The organism is Bacillus sp. EB106-02-03-XG38, from assembly GCF_058792175.1.
In genome coordinates, this window is sequence record NZ_JBYTED010000001.1 from 360,853 (window position 1) to 387,533 (window position 26,681).

Below are 26,681 nucleotides of genomic sequence, written 5' to 3' on the forward strand. Positions count from 1 at the left end.
GGTTCTATGTTTAATAAAAAAATGGTGGCAATGGCAATGACTGTGCCGTTAGTAATGGGGACGATTTCTACGGTTTCGGCATTGGAAAAACAGCAGCAAGTAAAGCTAGAAGCTTATTCGCCGCAGAAAAAAGCAACGGAATATTTAAAAGAAAATGCTGCGCAGTATGGATTGAAAACAGACCTTTCAGACTTACAATATATTTCTACAACAGAAACGTCAGTAGCTTCATATGTTAGGTTCCAGCAAGTTGTTAATGGTGCATCTGTATTTTCAAAACAAATTACAGTTACTCTTAACGGAGAGGGAAAAGGAGTACTTGCTGTTTCTGATTATCAATCCGTTAAAGGTGTGAAGGAAGTAACGACAAAAATTAGTGAAAAAGATGCAATACAAAAATCAATGGCATATGTTGGAGAAGCTAGTGAGCAAAACTTATGGGCTCCTACAGAGGAAGAATTCGGATATATTGTGGAAGAAGGAATTGCTCGTCCAGTATATAAAGTTGTAGTCCATTCTAATAACCCGTTTGGTGCGTGGGAAACATTTATTGATGCAGAAAACGGAAAGTTAATTAAAAAGGTTGATATAAACCGAAAAGCAGAAGGATCAGGAAAAGTATTTTTACCTAACCCTGTCGTATCTAGTGGTAGTAAAGTGGGCTTAAAAGATAATAACGATGCAGATTCAACAGCGCTAACGAACCAATTGAAGACTGTTACGTTAAAAGGTTTAGATGGAACAGGATTTTTAATTGGAGAGTATGTAACGATTTCTTCAAAAGCGAAAACGAAATCTACAAATTTACAATTTAACTATACACGCGCGAATGATAGCTTTGAAGACGTGATGTCGTATTATCATATCGATACATTACAGCGTTACATTCAAGGGTTAGGTTTTAAAAATATTAATAATCGCTCTATTAAAGTGAATGTGAATGGAACGACGGCTGATAATTCATTTTATTCTCCGACAACGAAAGCTTTAACTTTCGGTACTGGCGGAGTAGATGATGCAGAAGATGCTGGTATTATCGCACATGAATACGGGCATTCGATTCAAGATAACCAAGTACCTGGTTTTGGTAGTTCGGCAGAAGGTGGAGCGATGGGAGAAGGATTTGGCGATTTTTTAGGTGCAACTTATGAAGATGCAGTATCGACGACAGGGTACGGAAAAGCATGTGTTGGAGAATGGGATGCGACAGCTTATTCTAGTTCAGATCCGACGTGCTTACGCCGATTAGATACGAATAAAGTATATCCGAAAGATATTACAAATGAGGTACATGATGATGGTGAAATTTGGGCACAAGGTCAATACGAAATGGCACAAGCATTTGGACGTGATGTAGCAACGAAAATTATTTTACAATCGCACTGGTCATTAACACCAAACTCTAAATTCAGTGATGGAGCAAAAGCGATTAAGCAAGCGGATGCTCTTTTATATGGCGGACAACATGCTGCTGATATCGATCGTATTTGGGCAGCAAGAGGAATTAGTACGAATTAATATAAAAAGTCGTGGCATTTATAAGCCACGACTTTTTAATTTGCTAATGAACTGGTACTAGTAAAGTAAGCAAAATGAATGGTAGTGTGAATTTATATGTATTTGTTTACTTTTTCTCGTCTTTAAAAACAAAATGCTCTTTAAATTTTCTAGACTCAACTTTCTGACCGTTTCTCATGGAGCGGAAAGGGTGTTCTTGCCAAGTAATGATTACATCAACTACATCTGCTTTTGTAGCAACTGGAAAATTAGCATGTCTAAATCCGGTTTTTCCACTTGCTAAACGACTTTCCTTTAGGGAAAAAAGTTCATATTTCGTTTTCGTTTTTGGCTCATTGCGGAATACTTCGACTTGTACGTTATATACTTCACTGTTGCCAACATTTTTTACTGAAAATTGATATGTTTGAAATTCATCTTTTTTAGCTTGAAGAGTCTTTTTGCTTATTTTTTTCGGTTCATCAATATTCACTTGCCATTGATTAGAGTTTTGGGAGGTTGGTAAAGCTTTTGGAGAATAGGCGTACGTTTCATTTACTACGATTAGGCATAACAAAAGGAGAAAGAAACTTATTGTTTTTTTCATATACACACCTCGCTTTAAATTTGTTAATTAATATGCGAAAAAAATACAAATTTTATGTAATAAAATGGAAAGAGGTGATAATTTGATTCAAATACAATTAAATAAACTGGAAGAGGTAATAGATGGTGAAGGGTTAAAAGAATCATTTCACAATATAGAGATACAAGGTATCTGCATTGACTCCAAGAAAATTAAGAAAGGGAATTTGTTTGTCCCAATTATTAGAGTGAAAGATGGACATGATTATGTGAAAGAGGCAATGGAAAATGGAGCTGTCGCTTCTTTATGGAAAAAGTCTCACGGTACTCCGCCAAAAGGAATACCAGTTATATTTGTAGAGGACACTTTGTTTGCTTTGCAACAATTGGCACAATATTATCGAACAGAGCTAAATGTAAAAGTAATCGGAATTACTGGTAGTAATGGAAAGACAACAGTAAAAGATATTGTAAGCACGATTTTAAGTACAACTCATCGTGTGCATAAAACAAAGGGGAATTTTAATAGTCAAATTGGTTTGCCATTAACAATTTTAGAAATGAAACGAGATACAGAGTTTTTAATACTTGAAATGGGAATGAGTGAAAAAGGACAAATTCGAAACTTATCAAAAATAGCACAGCCAGATGTAGCGATCATTACCATGATTGGACAATCACATTTAGAAACGCTTGGATCAAAAGAAGAGATTGCGAACGCTAAACTAGAAATTATTGATGGGTTAAAAGAAAATGCTTTGTTTTTATATAATGGTGATGAACCATCGCTTTTGCAAAATAAGAATCTACCAAGAATAAATTGTAAGACATTTGGTGAAACGTATACAAATGATTTGTTTCCAACAAACGTGCAATTAGATGAATATGGTGTTCATTTTAAATTAAATGATTCAAATATACAGTACGATGTTCCCTTACATGGAAAACATAATATATTAAATACGATCGTCGGAATCGCTGTAGGTCAATATTATAATGTCACTGCAGAAAAAATACAGGAAGCATTGCGTCAAGTAAATATTACTCATATGCGCTTTCAATTTTTAACTGCTAGAACAGGTTTTACGATTATTAACGATGCATGGAATGCAAGTCCCTCTTCAATGAAGGCTGCAATTGAAACGTTACAGAAATTAAAAGTCTATAACAAAAAAATGATAGTAATTGGGGATATGTTGGAGTTAGGGAAGGAAGCTGAAACATATCATAGAGAAATTGGCAAAATGTTAAATCAAGAGAGCGTTCAATATGTATTTACCTATGGAGAGTTAGCTGAAATTGTAGCGGAAGAAGCAAGAAAGAACTTTGAAACAGGAAAAGTACAGTCATTTAATAATAAAGTAAAATTAGCAGAGGCAGTATTAAAAGTAATAACGAAAAAGGATGTCGTACTATTGAAAGGCTCACGCGGAATGGCTTTAGAGGAAATCGTACAAAATTGGATATGAAAAATGAAAATATATTTAAAAAGGCTTGCATTTAATAAAATGAAGAGATAGAATACTCTGTAAATATAAAAAGTGATGATCAGGAAAAGTACATGATGCAAAGGTCTACAGAGAGCAATCGGTTGCTGAGAAGATTGCGATACCGCATGATGAAAAGACACCTGTGAGTGTTGCTTTGAACGTGATAATTAGTAAAAGCAAACGGTACCTACCGTTATCAGGGCTAAGATGGTCATTATGACAATTTGGGTGGTACCGCGGAAAAATCCGTCCCTATTTATAGGGGCGGATTTTTGTATTCTTTGAAGGGAGGTGAGTGACCGTGGATGATGACGATGACAACAACAATAACGTAAATAAATATAAATTTACTGGAGGGAAATGTAATGAAGCGTTCACTCACAAAAGAATGTACAAAGCAAAGCGGAAAAGTTGTAGTACTTCAAGGATGGGTAAAAAAGATTCGTCATCTAGGTAATGTTAGTTTTTTATTAATAAGGGATCGATCAGGAGTTATGCAATGCGTATTAGAAAACGAGCTAGCTGGATTTAAAGTAGATGTGGAAAGTGTCGTTCAAGTCGTAGGCCAAATAGTGGAGACTTCAAAAACAGAATTAGGAGTTGAAGTACTTGCTCACGAAGTGAAAATATTAAATGGTGCAGAACCACTTCCATTTGAAATAAATAAAAAGAAATTGCAAGTTGGCTTGGATCAACTACTGAATGAAAGGGTATTATCATTAAGGCATGAGAGAACTGCGGCGATATTTAAAGTGAAATCTACACTCGTTCAGAGCTTTAGTGAATTTCTTATAGAGAACGATTTCACGCATATATTTACTCCGAAAATTGTTTCACAAGGGGCAGAAGGAGGAGCGAATGTTTTTAAACTTCCATACTTTCAAAAAGAAGCTTATTTAGCACAATCACCACAGTTTTATAAACAGATGATGGTAGCTGGAGGGTTAGAACGTGTTTTTGAAGTTGCACCTGTTTATAGAGCAGAACATCATAATTCTTCCCGTCATTTGAATGAATATATATCGTTAGACGTAGAACTTGGATTTATTCATGATTTTTATGAAGTGATGCAACTAGAAACGGATGTTTTACGATATATGTTTCAACAAGTGGCAAAAAACTGTGAAAAAGAACTGCAACTATTACAAATAGAAGTACCTGTTATTACAGAAATACCGAAAATTACATTGTTAGAAGCGCAAGAAATTTTGAAAAGTAAGTACCGAAAAGAATCGCCAATTGGAGATTTAGATACGGAAGGCGAGAAGCTATTAGGGAAATATGTGAAGGAAACATATAAGAGTGAGTTTGTTTTCATTACACATTATCCGAAAGAAGCTAGGCCGATGTATACGATGCCGAATAATGAGAATCCATCTATTACTGATTCGTTCGACTTACTATATAAAGGACTAGAAATAACTTCAGGGGCGCAGCGAATTCATAATTATGAAATGTTACTTGCTTCTTTTAAAGAAAAAGGATTACATCTAGATACATTTCAATCTTATTTAATTACATTCCGATACGGTTGTCCCCCGCACGGTGGTTTTGGAATTGGATTAGAGAGAGTTGTATACAAACTATTAGAATTAACAAATGTACGAGAGGCGAGTGCTTTTCCGAGAGATTGTACGCGTCTTATACCATAAGAATAAACCCCTTCTATACTATAGAAGGGGTTTATTCCTTTCAACACATGTTAAAAGGAATAATTTTTTGTGTGAAAATATGTAAATTATATTAAGAACATTTTATAATGAATTGAGAAAAAGAAAATTCATAAGTTATAATGAAATATGAATATAAAAAAAGTTCATATAATAATGTATGGAAGGGTATGAAACATGTTATATCAAACTCAAGCAACACAACAAACACCAGCTTATATAATTTATCTTCTTGATGTAAGCGCATCAATGAACCAAATGATGGATGCAGGCGGAGAAGAAAAAAGAAGAATTGATATTGTAACGGATGCTCTTTCTTTAGCGATTCGCCAAATGGTATTTCGTTCAACAAAAGGTAGTCGTTTGCTTCCGAGATATAAGTTATCTATTTTAGCCTATAGCGATCATGTTTTTGATTTATTGGGTGGTGTGAAAACAATAGATGAGGTAGCAAGACTTCGCCCACTAGAAAAAATCCAAACGCATCGTTTAACTGATACAGCAAAAGCTTTCTCAGTAGTGGAGAAGTTATTGCAAAAGGAACTACCAAATTTACAAGACGGGCCAGCTCCTGTTGTTTGTCATATGACAGATGGGGCATCAACTGGTGAAGATCCAGAATCAATTGTACGAAGAATTATGAATATGGCTGTACCTGATGGAAACGTACTAATTGAAAATATTTTTATTTCAGATGAAATTATGCAAGACCAAATTTCTAATATAAAGAAGTGGGAAGGAATTATGCCAAATACAGAGATTACAGATGAATATGGTGCAAAGTTGCAAAGACTTTCATCGCCTATCCCTCAAAGCTATCGTGAGATGATGACGGAACATGGGTTTCATATTGCAGATGGTGCTGTGATGATGTTTCCTGGGACAAATGCGGACTTAGTATCACTTGGATTTCAAATGTCTGCTGCAACGCCGGTTCGATAGGAGAGAGAAGTATGATGAAATATATTCTATCTCAAGAGAAAGAAACGGTATTGCAAGAAAAGGAAACGAAACATTTTACTTATCGATATAGCTATGTAAGAGCAAAAGAAACGCAGGATTTAAACGAGAGTGGACAAGACTTTCTAGTATTTCTAGATAATGGAACTAGTTTCATATTTGCGTTATGTGATGGTGTAGGGCTGTCTTTTCATGGTGAAATTGCTGCGAAATTTCTTGGTATGAAGTTAGTAAACTTGTTTGAAACATGTCAAGAAAGTGGACTGGATATTGCTACATTATTAAATGAACAGTTAAAAAATTGGATAGAAGAAGCTTCAGAGGAAGTGAGTGCATTTCGATTGCCAGAAGAAACACCGTGGTTACTTCGCGATGTATTAGAAGAAAAGCGAAAACAAGGTAGTGAAGCGATGTTTATCGGTGGGAAAATAGAGCTGATTCCAAATCAAGATAAAGTACAAATAGCGATAGTTACACATGGCGATTCATTTGTACAATTGTTTCAAGATAAAGAGAATTGTTTGAATGTAATGAAGTTTGAGAGAAATATAGAGAAAAGGTGGTCTACGCAGCGGGGCATTATTGGTGGGGAATTGGCGGTTTTTTCAAAGACATTATCTAGGCAAGAAGCTAATCGGATAGTTATTCACTCAGACGGACTTGTGCCGCTTAAGCAGTATAACTTTGAGGAAGTGTCAAAAGAAATTGAGAGGGCACAGAACTCTCCGACAAGCGATGATATTTCATTTTTAGATATTTCTTGGTAACAAACATGATGGAAAAAAGGTGAATAAATGTGGAAGAGATTATTGTTACATACATAAAACAGTCAAATGAAGAAATAGATATTGCAATTCCAAATGACGTAAAAGTGGTGCAAATTATTGAATCGATTTTACATCATGAAAAAATAGATGAAGCATTAAGCGGGATCTATGAAATTAGAGTGGCAAAAGATAAAGAGGAGTGGCATTCTATTGGAAATGATGAAACGTTGCGCGATAATGATGTATGGGATGGACAATATGTAATGCTACATAAAAAAGGAGCAATTATCCCTTCTTTTGAAATGATGCCAGCAGAAGAAGTTTATAATGAACCTGTTAAAAAAGATATGTCTTCTAGTGAAGAAGATTATGTATGGAAAATCATTGAGTAATAGTTTTTGGATGGGGAAGGAGAAATGTTTTGTGCAAAAATCACCGTATTTTCAACGCTCTCCGCGTGTGAAAGTAGATATACCGACAGGGGATGTTATTATTCATGATCCACCGAATATACCGGAGGAGCCGAAGTTTTCAATTGAAACAATGTTACTGCCTGCAATGATGACGGTTTTAACATTGGTATTATATTTTGTAATGATGAAATTTATGAAGATGAATGCAAGTTATATGCCATTAATGATGGTTTCAAGTATTCCGATGTTGGGGTCATATCTATTTACAACGATGGGACATTTCCGTAAAAAGAAAGAACATCGTCAAATGGTTGAACAATTACAAACAAGATACTTAGAGCAAATTCAAAAGCATCGAGTGGAATTAGATACGTTAAAGGTTGAACAAGCAAAATATTTAATTACACAAAATCCAAGCCCATTAAAAAGTGTACAAAGAATTGAAAATCGGGAAAGTAATTTATGGGAGCGTACACCTGAAAGTCCGGACTTTTTAGATATTCGTATTGGAACTGGAGAAAGACCATTCCTTGTAGAATTGAAGGTGCCCGAGCAGAAAGGTTATGAGGAAAATCCATTAGTTACAGAAGCACAAAATGTGAAAAGGGATTTCAATACGATACCAAATGGACACATTTCTATTTCTTTGAAAAAAAACGATGTAATTGGTGTAGTTGGAAATAAAGAAGATAGACTAAACTTTATTCGAATTGTAACGACGCAAATTATGACGCATCATGCACCAAATGAAGTGAAAATAGCAGCATTTTATCATGAGAAAGAGAAAAAGCAGTGGGAGTGGATGAGGTGGCTTCCTCACGTATGGGATGAACAGAGAAGTATGCGCTTTTTATCTGAAAATCAACAAGATGCACAGAAACTAGCTGAAGTACTATTTACCCCACTTAACATGCGTAGAATCTATAATTCCTCTGCGCAAGCGGATGCCAAAGTTCCTTTAATTCCGATGTATGTCTTTTTCTTATCAGCGAGAGAATTATTAGAGGATGACCCTTTAATTCCAATGCTACTTAGAGAAGGTGAAAGTGTAGGAGCTTCTACATTTATTTTTGCGGAACAGAGGGAACGTTTACCGATGGAATGTGATCTTGTAATAAGTTTAAATGGAGAAAATGGTGAATTAGTAGAAACGTTTTCAAGTTCAGCTGAAAATAGTGGAACAACGCGTGCTAGTTTTAAAGTAGATCGACTTTCATTCGAACGATGTGAATTAGGAGCGCGAAGTATTGCTCCAATTCGAATGAAAAGTTCAACAGCAGCCAACATTCCGAAAGTATTAACATTTTTAGACTTGTTTCAAGCTAAAAACATGGAAGAATTACAAGTGCTAGAGAGATGGAAAGAAAATCGATACCCGACTTCATTGCCGGTTCCAATTGGTGTAAGAGAAGGAAGTAAACCTGTTTTTCTAAATATTCACGATAAAATAGAGAAAAAAGGGCATGGTCCGCACGGTCTAATGGCTGGTACAACTGGATCAGGAAAAAGCGAAGTAATTCAGTCTATAATAGCGGCGTTAGCGGCAACCTATCATCCTCATGAGATGGCATTTATGCTTATCGACTATAAAGGTGGTGGAATGTCAAATACATTTGCGGGATTACCGCACATTATTGCATCTATTACGAACTTAGAAGATCCAAATTTAATTGAGCGTGCCAGAATTTCATTAAAAGCAGAATTAGAGCGTAGACAAAAATTATTCATTCAGGCTGGAAATGTCCAGCATCTAGATGAATATTATGAAACAAGCTGGCGTGAAAAAGAACCTTTACCACATTTATTTATTGTTATTGATGAGTTTGCTCAAATGAAAAAGGAACAACCAGAATTTATGGACGAGCTAATTAGTGTCGCTGCAATAGGAAGGACGTTAGGAGTTCACTTATTATTAGCAACTCAAAAACCTTCAGGAGTTGTAAATGACAAGATTTGGAGTAACTCGCGTTTTCGAATTTGTTTACGTGTACAAGATGATGCGGATAGTCGTGAAATGTTAAAGATTCCAGATGCATCAAAAATCAATGTACCAGGACGAGGGTATCTCCAAGTTGGTAGCAATGAAGTATTGGAATTATTCCAATCAGCATGGAGCGGAGCACCTTATAATCCAGATGAAGAGAAAGTTCTTGATATAGTTGATTTTACAGAAGTTAAGCTATCGGGTGAAAGAATAAAAGTGAAAAAGCGTCCAAAACCAATGACAAATAGTCCAAAACAACTACAAGCTTTTATTCAATATGTACAGAGCGTATCAGAAAAAGAAAATATTAAAGCATTACCAGGACCTTGGCTGGATCCATTACCAGAAAAATTATTGTTAAAAGAATTTTATGCTATGGAAGATTGGACAATTAGTGAGTGGAATAAATCAAAAGAATATTTACAAGTAACAGTAGGATTAATTGATGATGTTGCAAATCAAGCGCAATTTCCGCTGAAGTTAGATTTACAAGAAGGACACTTAAATATTTATGGTATGCCAGGAACAGGAAAAACAACGATGTTACAAACGATTATTATGTCTCTAGCAGTATCTCATACACCAGAAGAAGTGAATTTTTATATTATTGATTTTGGTCGTATGTTCTTAGATTTTAGAGATTTACCTCATGTAGGCGGGGTTGTACAAGAGGACGAAAATGAAAAAATGAAACGTCTATTCGGATTTTTAAAGAAGGAAATCACGTATAGAAAAGAGAGTTTTTCTAATATCGGTGCAAAGTCATTCTCTATGTATAATCGAATGGTTGGAAAGAGAATTCCTGCTATCGTTGTAATGGTAGATGGTTATATAAGATTTAAAAATGAATTCGAAAAAGAGAATGAAGTATTAGAAATGTTATTACGCGAATCAAGCACATATGGCGTGTACTTCTATTTCTCGCTTAATCAAACAATTGATATGTTTGATCGTGTTCGTAATAATATACCGATGGCAATTACATTTGAATTGCAAGATAGAGCTGAATATCCTAGTTTAGTTGGTAGACCGAATTTCCCGTTAATTGAAGTTCCTACTGGCCGTGGGTTAATGAAAGGACAACCACCTGAATTGTTCCAAGCAGCACTGCCATTTATAGGTGAAAGTGAATTAGAATACTCACAGCAATTAAAAACGATTATTCAAAAAATGGGCAGTGAATGGAATGGTGAAAAAGCAAAAGAGATTCCAATGGTTCCTAAAGAAATATTTGTAGAAGATTTAGTTGAGCAATTAGAACCAACTCAAATTTCTGCAGGAGTTGAAACAGACGATATCCGTTTGCAAAATTTTTCATTGGACGAAATGAATCATATATTTATCGGTGGAAGAATAGAAGGCGGGAAAACATCATTATTACAAACACTTCTTTTCACTACTACATACCAATACTCTCCAGAAAAGGTTGAGCTATACTTAGTAGACCTTGGTGAAAGACCTACTGGCATATTAGCTCTTGGAGATTTACCCCATGTGAAGAAGAAAGTTACAGATGATATGCAATTAAAAGAAATGTTAGATGAATTGTTAGAGCTAATAAATAATAGAGAAGCAGTAGTACCTTCTATAGATCCAAACATAACAGTGGAGTTTCCATATAAGAAAATAATCATTGCAATTGATGATATTGATCAAATGTTAACTGTATTATCTAATGATTATGAGGCGAAAAATAAAATGGAACTAATAGTTCAAAATTGTAAAAATAAAGGGATTCATTTTTTAACGGCGGCTACAACATCAAGTGTAAATAACTTTTCACATGAAAAATGGTTTGCGGAAATTAGAAAGAGAAGTATAGGTTATTTATTAGGAACGACTCACAATAACGATGTGTATTTCTTTAATATGAAACTTCCACATGCTGAAATCGATCAAGAATTATTAAGTGGGGATGGATATTGCATACGTAGAAAGCCAATAAAAATAAAATGTGCATATACACCATTACATTTACTTCGCACGATGACAGACAAAATTAGTGTGAAATGGTCTGAATTAAAAGTGAAATAATATTAAAATAGGGTTAAATTACTATAAAATAGAATTTTTTTGCAATTTAACTCTTTTAAAATTGTATGAATATAGTTTATAATCTAATTGTTGTATCATTTATGATTTGAAAGGGGAAATTAATAAAATGACAGAAATTAAAATTAGACCAGAAGACCTTGAAAGAATTTCTAATAACTTTAATAACGCAGCTGCGGAAGCACAAAGTCAAGTTAATAGACTTGAAGGCGATATTAAAAGCTTAGATGGACAATGGGCTGGGTCAACACAAGCGAAATTCAGAGGGGAATTTGAAAATTCTAAACAAAAAATGCAACAATACATTCCTATTTTAGAAGGAATTTCGAGAGACCTAAAACGTATTGCTGAGAAATTCCGTAGTACAGATAACACATACTAAGAATAGAACAATTGCAAAAGACCGGGAGCTATTGTTCCTGGTCTTTTGTATGAAAAATTGTCATATGAGAGTAAGGGGATAAAATGGGATTCCGACCGGAAGTAGGAGAAGAAATTAGTCTTAATAAAGATGTTTATCGGTTTGAGAAACATCCAGCAGTAGTTGGGATTGAAATGCCATATGGGCAAGAAGGTAGACAAGGAACAGTCTATCAACTACAACATGAAAATGGTATGGAACGAATTGCATTAAAAGTTTTTAAGGAACGCTATCGTGAGGAAAAACATCAACTAGCATTTTTGAAACCACTTTCTTCTATAGCGGGTCTTAAAGTATGTTCACGCTATATCGTTACTAAAGAAGAACATATATCTGCAATTGAAAAATCAGAAGATCTTGCTAACAGTATTGTAATGCCTTGGATTGAAGGTCCAACTTGGGCTGATATTTTACAAGAGCAACGAATGTTATCAAAAGAACAATGTTTCTTTATTGCAGAAGCATTTCTTACAACACTTAAAATGATGGAAGAAAATGAAGTTGCTCATAATGATTTATCGTCTAGCAACATACTTGTACCTTTCTTAAGTGAAAATCCAATTAAAGGTCAACACTATATCGAACTTGTTGATGTTGAGCAAATGTATGGCCCAAAAACGAAAAGACCTTCGTTATTGCCAGCAGGTTCAGCGGGTTACGCACCGATGTATTTAAAAAGTGGAGTATGGCAAAAAGAAGCCGATCGATTTGCTGGTGCTATTTTATTGGGAGAAATATTAAGTTGGTGTAGTGAAGAAGTTCGAAATAAAAAATGGACGGATGCAAGTTACTTTAAAACGGAAGAAATGCAGACAGAATGTGAAAGGTATACGTTACTTCAACAAGTATTACATGATGAATGGAACGGGGAAATTGCAAAATTATTTAAGCGGACATGGAGCAGTAAATCTTTCGCAGAATGCCCAAGCTTTGCACAGTGGTACAATGTATTTAATAGCGCGAGAGAAAGAATAAAAATTGATGCGGAAAGGCAGTCAGCAGAAGAACACTCTCTTTTTGTATCAAAATGTTTGGAAATTGCAAGATTATTAGAAGAGAGAGGATTTAAACAAGCGGCATTATATGAGTATAAAATAATTTTCAATTCACTCAATCCATCAAAAGCTCTACAAAAAGAACTCGCATATATCATTCAAACTATGGAGAGTCAAGAGCCTGAAATAAATAATAAAATGGTCCTACAACATTATTTGGAATTAGCTACTGAATTGGAACGAGAAAACAATGCAGCATTTGCTTGTTTCGTCTATTCACGAATCGTACAATTTCCAAACATTGACCAGGCGTTAAAACAGGAAATTGAAAGCATTATTGAAGAGATAAAAGAAGAGCAAGGAACACAGTCGCAGCAAGAAGTAGCAGCTACAATTACAGTGCCAAATAGCATTCTACAGAGCCGAAAACAAACGAAAAAACAAGTGGAATATGATGTGGATGATGAAATTTTAAATGCAAAAGCATCAAATCAACCACTCACAATAACGCATGAACAAAGCGAACCGTCGGCTTTTTCTACATGGTGGAAAAAGAATAAAAAGCGAATTTTGATTATTGGTTCAACTGTAGTGGTTGTTATAGGTGGTTCAACGTTATTTTATTTCTACACAACAAACGCTAAATATCAAAAGTTTATGGAACAAGCACGACAAGCTTATGATGATAAAAAATATACAAAAGCTGAAGAAGCTGTTGGACATGCAATTGCTGTGAAGGGTAAAGACGAGGCTTATCTCCAATTAGCAACGATTTACGTTGCTGAAGGAAAAAATAAAATTGCAATCGATTATATTACAAAACTAATAAAAGATAGAGAAATCGATAAAGAAAATAATGAAGCTGCTTATCTATTAGCTTCAGCTAATTTCCGAATTGGAAAATATCAAGAAGCAGTGCAAAATTTTGAACAAGCGTTAGCGAATAATGCAAAAGGAATTGAACCATACAAAAAAGATGCGATGCGAGATTTAGCTGTAAGTCATATGAAAATGAAAGAATTTGAAAAAGCGGAAGATGTTATTGTCAAAATGAGCACGAAGACAAATGAGGATAAGGCAATTGTTTCTTATTTAAAAGGTCAATTATCAACCGCAACGGTACAGTTAGACAAAGCAGAATCTTTCTTTAAACAAGCTATTATGCAAGATTCAAAGAATGCCATATATACAATTGAACTTTCAAATTTATATGTGCTTTGGAATAAAACAAATCTAATTGATAGTGCAAAGAAAGAAATGAATTATCAACAAGCATCTCACATTTTACAAGTAGCGATTCAAAAAGATATGAAAAATATTGAGTTGTTAAATCAACTAGGAATTGTGTATTACGAAGCGGGTCAATTTTATGAAACGCGAGATGGTGCAAAGAGTACTGCTGCATATCAGCAAGCGTTAGAAGCTTACAATAGAGTTGTCAGCAGTGGAACACGCGACATAAATACGCTTGTAAATATAGGGATTTTATACGATAAAGTGGGACAAGGGAATGAAGCAGAGAAGCTTTTCACAGAAGCATACTCACAAAACGATGAAAATCCACATGTGAATTTTGCATTCGGTATGTTTAAAATTAAACAGAAAAAATACGAGGAAGCAAGTCGTTTCTTAAGAAAAACAGTGCAAGCAAATGAAAATGAATCCGAAGTGAAAGCTGCGCAAGAAAAACTAACAGAAATGAAAACAAACGGTTGGATTCAATAAAGATAGGAAAAGGGGAACAGGACATGGAGGAAAACAATAATAACTTAGGGAAAAAAGTCGCTATATCAGTAATGTCAGTAGCTTTATTTGGGACGTCAGGATATCTTGTGTATGACAAAGGCTTTAAGACAGCAGGAAAAGAACAAGTAAAACTAGCAAGTAATACAGAAGAGAAAAAAGATGATCGTATTACAGGGGGCGATTTACAGTCTATGTTCCCCAATTTAGTCGCTGATCCTGCAAAAAAAGATGAAAAACCCGGCGAAAAACCAACTATTAATTTAGCAGACTTAATTGGAAATAATAAATCACCAATTACGCCAGTAACGTATAAACCTGATGAAGTATCGGTGGAAAAGAAAGATCCACAAATCAAATTATCAGATGCACCAACTCCACAAAAACTAGATTTACCAACTAATATGGTTGGACCTGTGGCAGAACCGGGGAAAGCAAATGATAATAAACAGCAGCCAAATGTACAAGAAGGAGACGGACAAAAACTAGACACGGGTACAAAACCAGACACAGGTACAAAACCAGACACAGGTACAAAACCAGACACAGGTACAAAACCAGATACGGGCACAAAACCAGATACAGACATAAAACCAGATACAGGCACAAAACCAGATACAGGCACAAAACCAGATACAGACACAAAACCAGACACAGGTACAAAACCAGATACAGACACAAAACCAGATACAGGTACAAAACCAAAACCAGATACAGACACAAAACCAAAGCCGGATCCAGAACCAACACACCCAACAATTACAGTATCACCAAAAACGGGTGATATTTTAGTTGAGTGGTACGCTGGAAATGGAAAATACTATTCATCTGTTTTCTTTAATGATTTTTATACGAGTCAAAAAGAACTGGATGAAAATGCATTAAATAATTTAACAAACTACTATAGCAAAAAAGAAGACTGGACGCTCGTTAGCCAATTGAATACACCATCAAAATCAAAATCGATAGCTGAACATAAGTTAGCATTAGATAATGTAGAACAAATTCTTACAAGTGGTGAATATTCAAATGAGAGAGCACTATTCTATTTACGTAACCAAATGAATGTATTAAATGAATCGGTTACTACACAAGAAGAATTACAAAGATATTTAAGTGAAAATAAGAAAGATTATATTAAATCTGTAGCAGAAAAAGTTTATCAAACAGCAATAGAAGAAAAAAGAGAGTGGTCAAATACAGGGGATGTAGCATCTTTAGAACAAGCATTAAGTAAATTTTATTTAGTTACATCAGTACTTGAAAGCGTAGATCCTACATTAGTAGAAAAAGCGAATCAAGGTGTAGAAGATATTTTCAACAAGCTATTACAAGAAGAATTACAGAACCTTAATATCCAAACAACAGTAGTGCAGTCTGCAACTGAGATACAAGAAAAAGCAAGCCCTGTAAAAGAAAATACTAGCAGTAATGAAGGAAAAGCAGTTACAGAAGAAAATGAGGCAACAAGTACAACAACTGAGAAAAACCAAAAAGATGCTAAGACTGGAGGTACCAAAAATAACGAGAAAACAAATAATATCGATTCAAGTACTCAAAAAGCACAAGTAAAATCTGAACCATTTAGTCAAGAAATCGATCAAATAGAAACATATTTAAATCCAACGAATCCACAATATGAAAATGCTTTACTATTAGCAAATAAGTATATTGACGGTGCAACAGGAGAACAAAAAGAAAAATTAGAACAGCAATTTAGTGCGGCTGTAGAGGGACTTCGTGGACAAATTAAAGATTCTAATTTCAAAGTCGAAGATGCTATAAATAAAGCGAATTTATTAGCAAATACGACAAGAGTAGAAAAATCCGTTCAAGATGAATCTCATAAGTTATTAATGCCGCTAATGTTTGAAAGAAAAGCAAACGATGCTGCAAATAATGGAGAATATTATACAGCAGTATTAAATATTGCAAACGCAATTCGTACAAAGCACCCATTGGAACGTTCAAGAGAAGAAATGGTTAATTATGCGAATAAATTATGGACAGATACAGAAAATGAATGGAATAAAATGAATGGAACGACAGGATGGCAAAGTGAAGTAGGTAAAACATTATTACCATCATACACATTACTTGCACAGTTAAAAGATATTGATAAAACGATTGGCCAAATTAGTGGTATGAATATGATTGATAATGCATCAAAAAAAATGGAGGGAATTCAACTTGTGCAATTAGCAGGTGATGAAGCAAATAAAGAAGGACAAACGAGCCTGTATAATGCTTTACATTATTATGGTCAAGCAGCTTCACGCGGTGTGGTTGACAAAACAGGATTTTCTAATGTAGCTGGTCTTGTAATTAAAGAAGCAAAACAGTTAGAAAAAACGCAATATAAATCAGCGTTAAACAACTATCAAATTTTATATAAAACACCAGGTATTGAAGAATTAGGAATTAAAGATGGGGTAAAAGCGGCAATTGAGTATTTGAGTACATTTGAAGCTGCAAAGGTAAGCGGGAATAAAGATACGATTGAAGATTTAGCTTCAGCAATTGAATTAACTTACCACTCTATGGAACTAGGATATCCAGAAGCAGATGCAAAAGAGTGGATGAATACGGTAGCTCTAAAAATGTTTAATAAAGGTGCAGGATATATGTCTGCAACTGATACGAATAATGCGTATAAATGTTTTGAATTTTTAACTCGTGATAAATATGAAAAAGCTATTAATGGAGAAATAACGAAACAAGCAAAAGAGAATGTAGAAAAAATTAAAGCTATGAACGTTAAAAAATAATTGGATTTAACATTCGCCATCTTACTTTGCGTAAGATGGCGAAATTATTTCGCATAAGGAGTAAATATTAATGAGTTTAGTAGAAATTTGAATTTTACTAAACTCATTAATTATTCATTAAAGCCACACTATGCATAATACAGAATTTGAAAGGTGGAAAAAAGATGATTAGCAATTTAAAAAGAGAAGCATTAGCCTCATTGAAAGGCCGATGGGGATTAGGGGTAGGTTCAACGTTTCTTAATTATCTCATCCCCGTAGCAAGTATGTATATCATTGGTATAGTAGTATTTCTAATTTTGGGTTTGTTTATAGATATTATAGGACCTGAGAACTTTGTATATTATTCATATGGCGAACCTCAAATTAATTTTGGATTGATTTTATCTCAAATTATTGTATGGGCTATTATTTTTATTCTTTATATTGTTGTACAAAGTGTTATGAGTTACGGCTATTATACAATCACATTACGTTTAGCGAAAAATGAATCTACCACAATAGGTGATTTATTTGCTGGTTTCAATTCAAAAAATATATTTAGAGCTATGAAATTAGGTATCTTACAAACAATATTTATTAGCTTATGGAGTCTTTTGTTCATTGTTCCAGGTATTATTAAATTTTTCTCTTATTCTATGGCTTACTACATTATGTTAGAGGATCCAGAATGTACAGCAAGTGAAGCAATTAAAAAAAGTAAAATGATGATGAAAGGACATAAGTTAGATTTATTTATCACTTGGTTAAGTTTCATTGGGTGGTTTATTTTAGGTTCATTGGTGGGAATATTTACACTAAATCTTCCATATCTTTGGATTACGCCATATTATACTACTACAGTATCACATTTCTACCTAAATCTAGTAAATAGAACTAATAATACAAATGAAGTACCAGTTATCAATATTCAAAAATAAAGGATTTAACATTCGCCATCTTACTTTAAGTAAGGTGGCGAAGTTATTTTAAATAAAGAGTGTAGTTCAATGAGTTTACTAGAAATTTGTCCATTAGATGAGACGTTAGTGGAAGTTTTACAGAATGAAGAAAAAAGAGTTCGTTTTTATGAGATATTACAGAAATCAAATTTATACGTTGTTGCAAATTATTGGAGAATTTTAGGGAGAATACTCAAGATTTAAGGATTGAGTTTAAAATATATGAATCTTAGGTAGTTTGAATTGGAGATGTAATATGAAAGCGAATAAAGCATTTGAATATGTATGTAATCTAATATCTGAAAAGTATTTAGATAATGGTTGGAAATATTCTAAGTCAGGTCATTGGATGAGTAAAAAAGATAAAAATTTCATTTATAAGGTACTCCTTTATACAAGTTGGAATAATATATTTGATAAAAATGTAGTATTTTATGGTGAATGTGCAATTCTTCCTTTAAAATCTAAAGATAAAATATTTCATATTAATACACGTCAGTGCAATGTACCAAGCGATCAGTTATATTGGAACATAGCAAATGAGGAAGAGTGGGAGCGGACAGTTAATGAATTCACTAATTGGTTAAATAGTGTATTTATGCCAATTTTAGAAAAGTGCACAAATGATTTAAATAACTTTGTAAAAGAGGTTGTTGAAAAGGGTTTTTATCCTCAAAAGGGTTATATGATAGATATTAATTTTATATTAACGCACGGGTCGCGTGAATTGGCAGAGGAAGCTATCAAAAGATACTATGCCAGTTTGGAAGAGTCAATAAAAAAAGAATTTAAAGATAACTATGAAAGTATGGTGTGTAGTAATGAAGCAGTTAGTGCATATGGTAATAACATGATGAGAAATTACACCAATTTTAGAACTATCATAGATAATAAAATAATTGTTACTTTATAGTACATCAAATGATTTGAATTAGTAAGCGATAATTGGTAACCCAATTATCGCTTTTGTTTTTAAATAAGGGTACGGGTGAAGGTAGTAAGAGTACTAGTGGGAATAGTAAGCGTTTAAGTGATGTGAAAATTCCATCAGTAAGAAACAATGAGTTTAATAAATGGTTTGATAATCTAACAGTAAAAGAATTTGAGGAAATGTAGAATAATCCTCAGTTGAGAAGTAAAATAGAAGATAGGATTAGACGCTCAGGAGGATACCATGAGTGGCATCTTGTAGCAAGAACTCCTAAATTTAAGCGGTGGGGAATTAGTAGGGATGATATTAAAGAAATGAGGTCTCTGACTAAAGATGTTGAATTTGTAAATCCACCTGGTCGTCATGGAAGAAGAGGCTCGACAAAAATACATAATTAAATGTTAAAGATTATTGATTCTACTTCTGACTATGAAAGTTTTTTAAAGGGCTTAATGAGTGGGCTGAAAATAGAATAAAAAATGGCATTATGTATTTACCAGAAGGTTTGAGGAGATAAAAAATGAAAAACGATGTTTCTTTATGGTTAGGATGCTTTAGTGATTTTGATGAAATCGAAACGTACACTGAAATAAAATATAGTGTAGATGGAGTACATCCAATAACAGGTGGAGTCATGTCTACTACAGCGGTAAATAACGCTATTCAACAAAAAGAGTCATCACAACAACAAGATGAAGATAATCCAGAAGAAGGTACTGATGATCACGGTGATGATGATGGATAGCGAAAAATAAAAAAGGTTTCTCAACAAATTTTAATATACCCCTTGACAGTTACTAATATAACCGATATACTTCATATTAATTTCAAAAGAAAATATATTCTAAATATTTAATTGTGTTGAATAGGAGTAGTAAGGTCGTATATTTGTACAGAGAGCTATGGGTTGGTGTGACATAGTCAAATGACATCCTGAACTCGCCTAGGAGCAGTAAGGTGGAACGGAATCACATTCTTAGTAAATCTTAACGGTTAACCTTCGATATTAGGTTTGTAATCAAACGATTACTACTAAGGTGGATTCATAATGGAATCAATAAGAGTGGTACCGCGTTAAGTAAATGGCTTAGCGTCTCTTTATATAGAGACGTTGGGCCATTTTTTTATTTTATGGAAATAGAAATGGAGGGTTTATTTGGACTGGTTTATAAAATTCTATTATTTATATAAAAAGATTTAATTAGGGGGAAAATAAGATGAAACAGACAGAGCAATGGACTTCGAAATTAGGTTTTATAATGGCTGCAGCAGGATCGGCAATTGGGCTTGGCGCAATATGGAAGTTTCCTTATATAGCTGGGAAGAGCGGGGGAGGAGCATTCTTTCTAATATTTATATTATTTACTGTACTAATTGGGCTGCCGTTACTTATAGCTGAATTTATGATTGGACGTAGTACGCAGAAACAAGCAGTTGGCGCATTTAAAAGTATCGCACCTAATACAGGATGGCACTGGATTGGACGCCTTGGCGTTGGAACGTGTTTTATACTACTTTCGTTTTATAGTGTTGTAGGTGGATGGGTATTCATTTATTTGTTCAGAGGAGTAACGGGGCAACTTATTACTCCAGGGCAAAATTACGGAGCATTATTTACTGAAACAATTGGAAATCCCGCTTGGGCGATTATGGGACATTTCGCTTTTATGTTCATTACGATTTGGGTTGTATCAAAGGGAGTACAAAATGGGATTGAAAAAGCAAGTAAATATATGTTGCCAGCATTGTTCGTTTTATTTGTCGCTCTTATTGTTCGCTCGTTAACACTTGATAATGCAATGAAAGGTGTGAAGTTTTTCTTACAACCAGATTTTTCAAAGATTACTTCAGAAAGTATTTTGTTCGCAATGGGCCAATCTTTCTTTGCAATTAGTATCGGTATTTCGATTATGGTCACGTATAGTTCCTATTTAAATAAAAAAGAAAGTTTACCAAAATCAGCAATAACAATTGTTGGATTGAATTTATTTGTTTCATTATTTGCAGGTCTTGCTATTTTTCCGGCCGTATTTTCATTAGGAATGGAGCCAACAGAAGGGCCTGGATTACTATTTATCGTATTACCATCAGTATTTAGTCAAATTCCATTCGGTGGGGTTTTCTTAACAGTATTTCTTGCACTATTTACATTTGCGACATTAACATCAGCTTTTTCACTATTAGAGACAGTTGTTTCAGCATTAGCAAATGGTGAACAAGAAAAGAGAACGAAATTATCATGGATGATCGGTTTCGGCATTTTCTTAGTAGGTATACCATCAGCATTATCGTTTGGAATATGGAGTGATATTACGATTTTTGGAAAGAATATTTTTGATGCAGTAGACTTCTTATCTAGTAATATATTAATGCCCCTTGGAGCACTATTTATTAGTATTTTCGTTTCATTCAAAATGGAGAAGAAGGTACTAGAAGCAGAGTTTTTTGTAGGTGGTAATTATGGAAAGAAAGTATTTACTTGTTGGGCGTTTTTACTTCGATTTGTAGCACCGCTCGCAATTATCATCGTCTTTTTAAATGTAATAGGTATTATTTAAGATAAAGTGTTATAATATTCAGTGAAAAAGAAGGTGATGATTATAAAGGCAAATTTGATAGAAGTAGGGAAATACATGAATATTAGAGGCAAAAAGCTATACGTTGAAACGCATGGAAACCCTAAAAATAAACCAGTCCTATACTTACATGGTGGACCAGGAGAAAGTTGCTATGATTTTTCATTTCATCAAGCGGAACGTTTAAAAGATTCTTTATTTGTAATTATGATAGATCAAAGGGGTGTTTGTCGCTCAGAAGAAATTACTGAGGACGAAGCTTTTGGATTACATGATTTAATTGAAGACTGTGAGGAACTAAGAAAAGCATTACAAATTGATAAGTGGTCTGTAATTGGACATTCTTTCGGTGGATATGTAGCGTTGTTATATGCGTCGATTTATCCAAGTTCAATAGAGAAAATCATATTTGAAGGGCCAACTTTCGATTTTGCATTAACAAGTAAAGGTTTGTTACAAAAGACAGGTAACTTATTAAAAAAGTATGGAAAAGAAGAAGTAGCAGAAGAGTCTCTTGCGTATTCATCTAGCAATGCTAGTTCAGAAGAGTTGTTAGAAGCTTATATAAGACTAAGTGATGAATTAGAAGAGAGATTTACAATAATAAGGAAGATGTGACAGACGAGAGTTTATATAGTGATGAAGAGTGGGAAGTATTTTCAAATCGCTCCAAGACCCATTTTGATAGATTAAAATTAGAAGGAGTATTCCATACTTCATTATTACCTAAAATAAAAGATATAACAAACCCAATGTTATTAATTGTAGGAAAACACGATGCAGTAACGTGTGAAAAACAAATTGAAACGTTTAATAAAGACGCTCGAAACGGCAAGTGTATCGCATTTGAAGAGAGTGGACATACACCGCATTATGAGGAAGCAGATCGTTTTGCTGAAATAGTCATTGAGTTTTTGAAATAAAATAGAAAGGGAGCTTCGTATAATACGAAGCTCCTTTTTTATATTTTTGGATAAGTAATTGTTATGTTAGGCCATTTGTTTTGCCAATTCTTTTTAGTAACTCTAGCGTTGTACATATGTAATCGTTCTTTTGTTTCAAGAAAATGATCTGTTGGTCTCACTTGTAAGGCTATCACATCTTCAATACCACATGGAGCCGTTAATATGACGTTGTTTAGCTCATCAAGTGTAACTCCTAAAGCCGTTGCCGTTTCAGGAAATTTAGAAATAGCATCAACAGAAGAAGAGTACGGTGGCATATTATTCAATACATGCATACGAGCTTGATTTTTTACAGACCAAGGGATAGTAGCATCCATATTCTTTAATTTCGTTTCTAAAGATTGTTCGTATATCTCATCTTTATGTAGACTATCATAAAAAATTACATCAACATCAGGCGTAGCTGTTTTAGATTCATAGTTATGTAAAGTATCCCAAATTTTAGAGCGAACAAATCCGGCGCAAATCCACCAATCAGGTAATTGTAGTGATTTTGCCATTTGTAATATATTCATCATCCATTCGTCGTTTTCTATTAAGTGAATTATATCTTGCTCTGTTTGGATTGTCATTTGTTATCCCACCTACTTTTTAATTGAGGACTAATTCATTAGTTTTATAATCCATGTGATCCAATAAGCACCTGGTATGAATAATAGTTGTGCTAATAACGTACCGAAAAGTCTAGAAATCATTAACCAACCATACATTTTACTCATTGCTTCAGCACCTTCTTCTGATTGAAGAGCTCGCTCTGTTAAAAGTGCGATACGTGGATCAAGCAGCACTGTTAATAAAATTGTAGCAAAACCATTAATAAGGCCGGAAGCTGTAGTAGCTTTTGTTGCGTAAGCTGGAAGTAAAAAGGAAGCGTATAGGGCTGAAAGAACACCAGCTGTATAAATTGCAGTAGCAAACATATTAATAAGCATAATACGTTTTGGAATACCACCGATACGCAGTCTATGAATCATTTCTAATTTTGGAAAGCGTACGTATTTTTTTGTATACTTTAATTTTTGAATGTTATTTGTTTTCATCATTCGAATGAAAGAACCATTTGTTTCAAAGTTTTGAATGACGTATCCAAATAATTTGGTCAAAGTTGGATACAGTATAATCGCAAGTAAAGTACCGACAGAGGCGGATAATAGAATGAGCCGTATAGTATGTTCTAAATTAATGGAAGCGTCTCGTTTTGCCTCATCGACGATTCCGCCGATTAAAAAGGCTTGTAGCATGTTAGATGTTCTTGATATAAGTAACACCATGCCTACGACAGACAAAGCAACAGCAATTCTCTTTAAACGCACTCCAGCTAATCGAATACTATAAGAGCTTGTTTCAACCGCGTGAATAACAATTGTGAAAACCATTATAACAATTAAGGTAATTGACATTAGATTCACCAGTTTCTATTAAAATAATTGTAACTTTTTTACTTTAACATATGTATTACACTTTGTAACTGAAAGTATGTGACATAGAAGGAAAAATATTTCGAAAAGATAAATAATGATAGTATAGTAAAAGGTGGGCATGAATAAGCCTTCCATATAATATATAAAGTAAAAATGAGTGAGGGGATTAAATTTGTATACAACATTTCTATTTGATTTAGATGGAACATTGACGGATCCGAAAGAAGGAATTGTAAATTCAGTATTGTATGCATTAAAGCAGCTTGGAATTGAAGAATTACATGTAAGTGAGTTGGAATCATTTATCGGTCCGCCCATTCAGCAATCATTGGTAGAGAGATACAATATGAATGAAGGAGAAGTTGAACGAGCTGTTTTTTATTTCAGAGAGTATTTAAAGCAGCGTGGATTGTTAGAAAATAATGTTTATGAGGGTATTCCAAATCTTTTAAAACAATTAAAAGATACCGGAAATCGTTTATTTATAGCAACTTCAAAGCCTACTGTATTTGCAAAACAAGTATTAGAGCATTTTCAACTAACGGATTATTTCCAAGATATCATTGGAAGTAATTTAGATGGTACGAGAATAAAGAAAGAAGAGATCATTGCTCATATTCTACAAACAAATGAAGATCTTAATAAAGAAGAAATTGTTATGATTGGAGATAGAAAACACGATATAATAGGGGCGAATTATAATGGAATTGCTTCAGTCGGTATATTATATGGCTATGGTAGTGAAACAGAATTGAATGAAGTTGGTGCGACTCATATAGTAAATGATATAAAAGAATTACATTATTTTTGTGTAGAAAATAGTTTGGTAAAAAAGTAAATATAGAGACTAAAAATCCCTTTATGACAGATGACGATGAAATCGTTTTTGTTTAAAGGGATTTTTCATATGTAATCGAATACTTATAATTAGACATTTTTAGCATAAAAAATTTGTATGAATAAGAGGAGGAATGTCAGAAATAAAAGATCAGTAGAAGTTTAATAATAAAAGTTTGAATTTTCAGTTTAATGGAGGGGTATAATTGGAGCTAGTTATTATATTATTAGCACTTAGTTTACTAATGTTTGTAGCTTATAGAGGCTTTTCTGTTATATTATTTGCACCGATTTTTGCATTATTTGCGGTATTTTTGACAGAGCCTAGTTTTGTATTACCTTTCTTTTCTAATATCTTTATGGAGAAAATGGTAGGTTTTATTAAGCTATATTTTCCTGTATTTTTACTTGGGGCAATATTTGGGAAAGTAGTAGAAATGTCAGGAATTGCGGACTCGATTGCAAAGACAATTATAGAGTTAGTTGGTGAAAAACGTACGATTTTAGCGATTGTATTAATGGGTGCTATCTTAACGTATAGTGGCGTTAGTGTGTATGTAGTAGTGTTTGCTGTATATCCGTTCGCAGCTAAGTTGTTTCGACAAGCGAATATTCCAAAACGTTTAATCCCTGGAACAATCGTTCTTGGAGCAGTCACGTTTACAATGGATGCGCTACCTGGATCACCACAAATTCAAAATGTAATACCTACAACGTTTTTTAAAACGGACATCTACGCTGCACCGATACTTGGTATTGTAGGGGCAATTTTTGTACTTACGTTAGGTTTACTATATTTAGAGAGTAGACGTAAGAAGGCAAAGGCAGCAGGAGAAGGGTATTTTGGTTTTAACGATGGGAATACTGAAATGGCAGCTTCTTTACAAGCAGAACAAAAAGATATGCCGTTACTGAAAAGTATTGAAATTACAAGAGCACAACAAGTGATTGCTTTTATACCACTTATTTTAGTAGGTGTAATGAATAAAATTTTTACTATTATGATACCGAAGTGGTATCCGAATGGTTTTGATTTTTCAGCTATTGGTATGAAGTCATTTGGAAAAGTAGAATTAAGTGCAGTAGTTGGAATCTGGTCAGTAGAATTGGCACTTATTATAGGTATAGTAACTACGTTATTATTATATTGGAAACGTGTAGTAACAGGATTTCAAGCTGGATTGAATACAAGTATTGGTGGAGCGCTACTTGCAACGATGAATACAGGAGCTGAGTTTGGATTCGGTGGTGTCATCGCAGCACTTCCAGGATTTGCGATTATGAGAGATGGCATTTCTGCCACATTCACAAATCCTCTAGTGAATGGAGCAGTCACGACGAATATTTTAGCTGGAATTACAGGTTCTGCATCAGGAGGAATGGGAATTGTTTTAAGTGCGATGGGAGATAAGTTTATTGCAGCGGCCAATCAATTCGATATTCCATTAGAAGTAATGCATCGTATCGTGTCAATGGCATCAGGAGGAATGGATACATTACCACATAACGGAGCAATTATTACTATTCTTACAGTTACAGGTTTAACACATAAACAGTCATATAAAGATATTTTTGCAATTACTGTTTTGAAAACGGTTGCTGTATTTTTAGTTATTGCATTCTATACAGTAACAGGAATTTATTAAGTCGATATGTTATGAACTA

The 26,681-nt window shown here is 34.0% G+C and carries 18 protein-coding genes, 3 pseudogenes and 2 other annotated features; of the genes and pseudogenes, 18 read left to right on the forward strand and 3 right to left on the reverse strand.

Going from position 1 to position 26,681, the window contains the following annotated elements; all coding sequences use genetic code 11:
* Window positions 1-6: 6 nt before the first annotated feature.
* A complete protein-coding gene (locus AC3WTI_RS01825) occupies window positions 7-1,518 on the forward strand; it encodes a M36 family metallopeptidase (protein WP_492304295.1) in 1,512 nt (503 codons plus the stop codon).
* A 106-nt stretch (window positions 1,519-1,624) separates the two neighbouring features.
* On the opposite strand, the gene AC3WTI_RS01830 is transcribed toward AC3WTI_RS01825, so the two are convergent.
* Window positions 1,625-2,104 (reverse strand): YozF family protein, encoded by a 480-nt coding sequence (locus tag AC3WTI_RS01830; RefSeq protein WP_253621548.1) that lies wholly within the window; start codon window positions 2,102-2,104, stop codon window positions 1,625-1,627.
* Window positions 2,105-2,168: 64 nt separating this feature from the next.
* On the opposite strand from AC3WTI_RS01830, the gene AC3WTI_RS01835 reads away from it, so the two are divergent.
* The 15 genes and pseudogenes from AC3WTI_RS01835 (at window position 2,169) to AC3WTI_RS01905 (ending at window position 22,716) form a co-directional block, all read left to right on the forward strand.
* Window positions 2,169-3,551 (forward strand): UDP-N-acetylmuramoyl-tripeptide--D-alanyl-D-alanine ligase, encoded by a 1,383-nt coding sequence (locus tag AC3WTI_RS01835; RefSeq protein WP_142305880.1) that lies wholly within the window; start codon window positions 2,169-2,171, stop codon window positions 3,549-3,551.
* A 66-nt stretch (window positions 3,552-3,617) separates the two neighbouring features.
* Window positions 3,618-3,829, forward strand: a binding site (T-box leader).
* Window positions 3,830-3,937: 108 nt separating this feature from the next.
* Window positions 3,938-5,224, forward strand: a complete 1,287-nt coding sequence (aspS, locus tag AC3WTI_RS01840; RefSeq protein ID WP_097841431.1) for an aspartate--tRNA(Asn) ligase — start codon at window positions 3,938-3,940, stop codon at window positions 5,222-5,224.
* A 195-nt stretch (window positions 5,225-5,419) separates the two neighbouring features.
* Window positions 5,420-6,184 carry a vWA domain-containing protein gene (locus tag AC3WTI_RS01845; protein WP_087956291.1) on the forward strand — a complete coding sequence of 255 codons (765 nt, stop codon included), beginning with the start codon at window positions 5,420-5,422 and terminating at the stop codon, window positions 6,182-6,184.
* Window positions 6,185-6,195: 11 nt separating this feature from the next.
* Complete coding sequence (locus AC3WTI_RS01850; protein WP_087956292.1) at window positions 6,196-6,969, forward strand: hypothetical protein; 774 nt, start codon at window positions 6,196-6,198, stop codon at window positions 6,967-6,969.
* Between the two features lie 29 nt (window positions 6,970-6,998).
* The gene (locus AC3WTI_RS01855) at window positions 6,999-7,361 is read left to right on the forward strand and encodes a ubiquitin family protein (RefSeq protein WP_097841432.1); all 363 of its coding nucleotides are present in this window, start codon (window positions 6,999-7,001) and stop codon (window positions 7,359-7,361) included.
* 31 nt (window positions 7,362-7,392) lie between these two features.
* Window positions 7,393-11,400 carry a type VII secretion protein EssC gene (gene essC, locus AC3WTI_RS01860; protein ID WP_142286519.1) on the forward strand — a complete coding sequence of 1,336 codons (4,008 nt, stop codon included), beginning with the start codon at window positions 7,393-7,395 and terminating at the stop codon, window positions 11,398-11,400.
* Window positions 11,401-11,527: 127 nt separating this feature from the next.
* On the forward strand, window positions 11,528-11,800 hold the full coding sequence (locus AC3WTI_RS01865; protein WP_000136048.1) for a WXG100 family type VII secretion target: 273 nt from the start codon (window positions 11,528-11,530) through the stop codon (window positions 11,798-11,800).
* An 83-nt stretch (window positions 11,801-11,883) separates the two neighbouring features.
* Window positions 11,884-14,559, forward strand: a complete 2,676-nt coding sequence (locus AC3WTI_RS01870; protein WP_087956294.1) for a tetratricopeptide repeat protein — start codon at window positions 11,884-11,886, stop codon at window positions 14,557-14,559.
* 23 nt (window positions 14,560-14,582) lie between these two features.
* A complete protein-coding gene (locus tag AC3WTI_RS01875) occupies window positions 14,583-17,345 on the forward strand; it encodes a hypothetical protein (protein ID WP_142306576.1) in 2,763 nt (920 codons plus the stop codon).
* 164 nt (window positions 17,346-17,509) lie between these two features.
* On the forward strand, window positions 17,510-18,265 hold the full coding sequence (locus AC3WTI_RS01880) for a DUF975 family protein (RefSeq protein ID WP_097841433.1): 756 nt from the start codon (window positions 17,510-17,512) through the stop codon (window positions 18,263-18,265).
* A gap of 69 nt (window positions 18,266-18,334) precedes the next feature.
* A pseudogene (locus AC3WTI_RS01885) lies at window positions 18,335-18,454 on the forward strand (SseB family protein); the annotation flags it as partial.
* An 88-nt stretch (window positions 18,455-18,542) separates the two neighbouring features.
* Window positions 18,543-19,199 carry a hypothetical protein gene (locus tag AC3WTI_RS01890; protein WP_097841434.1) on the forward strand — a complete coding sequence of 219 codons (657 nt, stop codon included), beginning with the start codon at window positions 18,543-18,545 and terminating at the stop codon, window positions 19,197-19,199.
* 628 nt (window positions 19,200-19,827) lie between these two features.
* A pseudogene (locus AC3WTI_RS01895) lies at window positions 19,828-19,962 on the forward strand (PepSY domain-containing protein); the annotation flags it as partial.
* A 107-nt stretch (window positions 19,963-20,069) separates the two neighbouring features.
* Window positions 20,070-20,318: a binding site (T-box leader), on the forward strand.
* 116 nt (window positions 20,319-20,434) lie between these two features.
* On the forward strand, window positions 20,435-21,775 hold the full coding sequence (locus AC3WTI_RS01900) for a sodium-dependent transporter (protein WP_087956298.1): 1,341 nt from the start codon (window positions 20,435-20,437) through the stop codon (window positions 21,773-21,775).
* A 75-nt stretch (window positions 21,776-21,850) separates the two neighbouring features.
* Window positions 21,851-22,716 (forward strand): annotated as a pseudogene (locus AC3WTI_RS01905) (alpha/beta fold hydrolase).
* A gap of 38 nt (window positions 22,717-22,754) precedes the next feature.
* Here AC3WTI_RS01905 and AC3WTI_RS01910 read toward each other — a convergent pair.
* Together AC3WTI_RS01910 and AC3WTI_RS01915 are read right to left on the reverse strand one after the other, a co-directional pair.
* Window positions 22,755-23,330: a nucleotidyltransferase family protein gene (locus AC3WTI_RS01910; protein WP_097841436.1), complete on the reverse strand. Its 576-nt coding sequence runs from the start codon at window positions 23,328-23,330 to the stop codon at window positions 22,755-22,757.
* Between the two features lie 30 nt (window positions 23,331-23,360).
* Entirely contained in the window at window positions 23,361-24,158 is a 798-nt protein-coding gene (locus AC3WTI_RS01915; RefSeq protein ID WP_097841437.1) for a lipid II flippase Amj family protein, read from the reverse strand.
* Between the two features lie 193 nt (window positions 24,159-24,351).
* Between AC3WTI_RS01915 and AC3WTI_RS01920 the strand changes: the two genes are divergently transcribed.
* Together AC3WTI_RS01920 and AC3WTI_RS01925 are read left to right on the forward strand one after the other, a co-directional pair.
* Entirely contained in the window at window positions 24,352-25,017 is a 666-nt protein-coding gene (locus AC3WTI_RS01920; protein WP_087956302.1) for an HAD family hydrolase, read from the forward strand.
* Between the two features lie 205 nt (window positions 25,018-25,222).
* Entirely contained in the window at window positions 25,223-26,662 is a 1,440-nt protein-coding gene (locus AC3WTI_RS01925) for a GntP family permease (protein ID WP_097841438.1), read from the forward strand.
* Window positions 26,663-26,681: the final 19 nt, after the last annotated feature.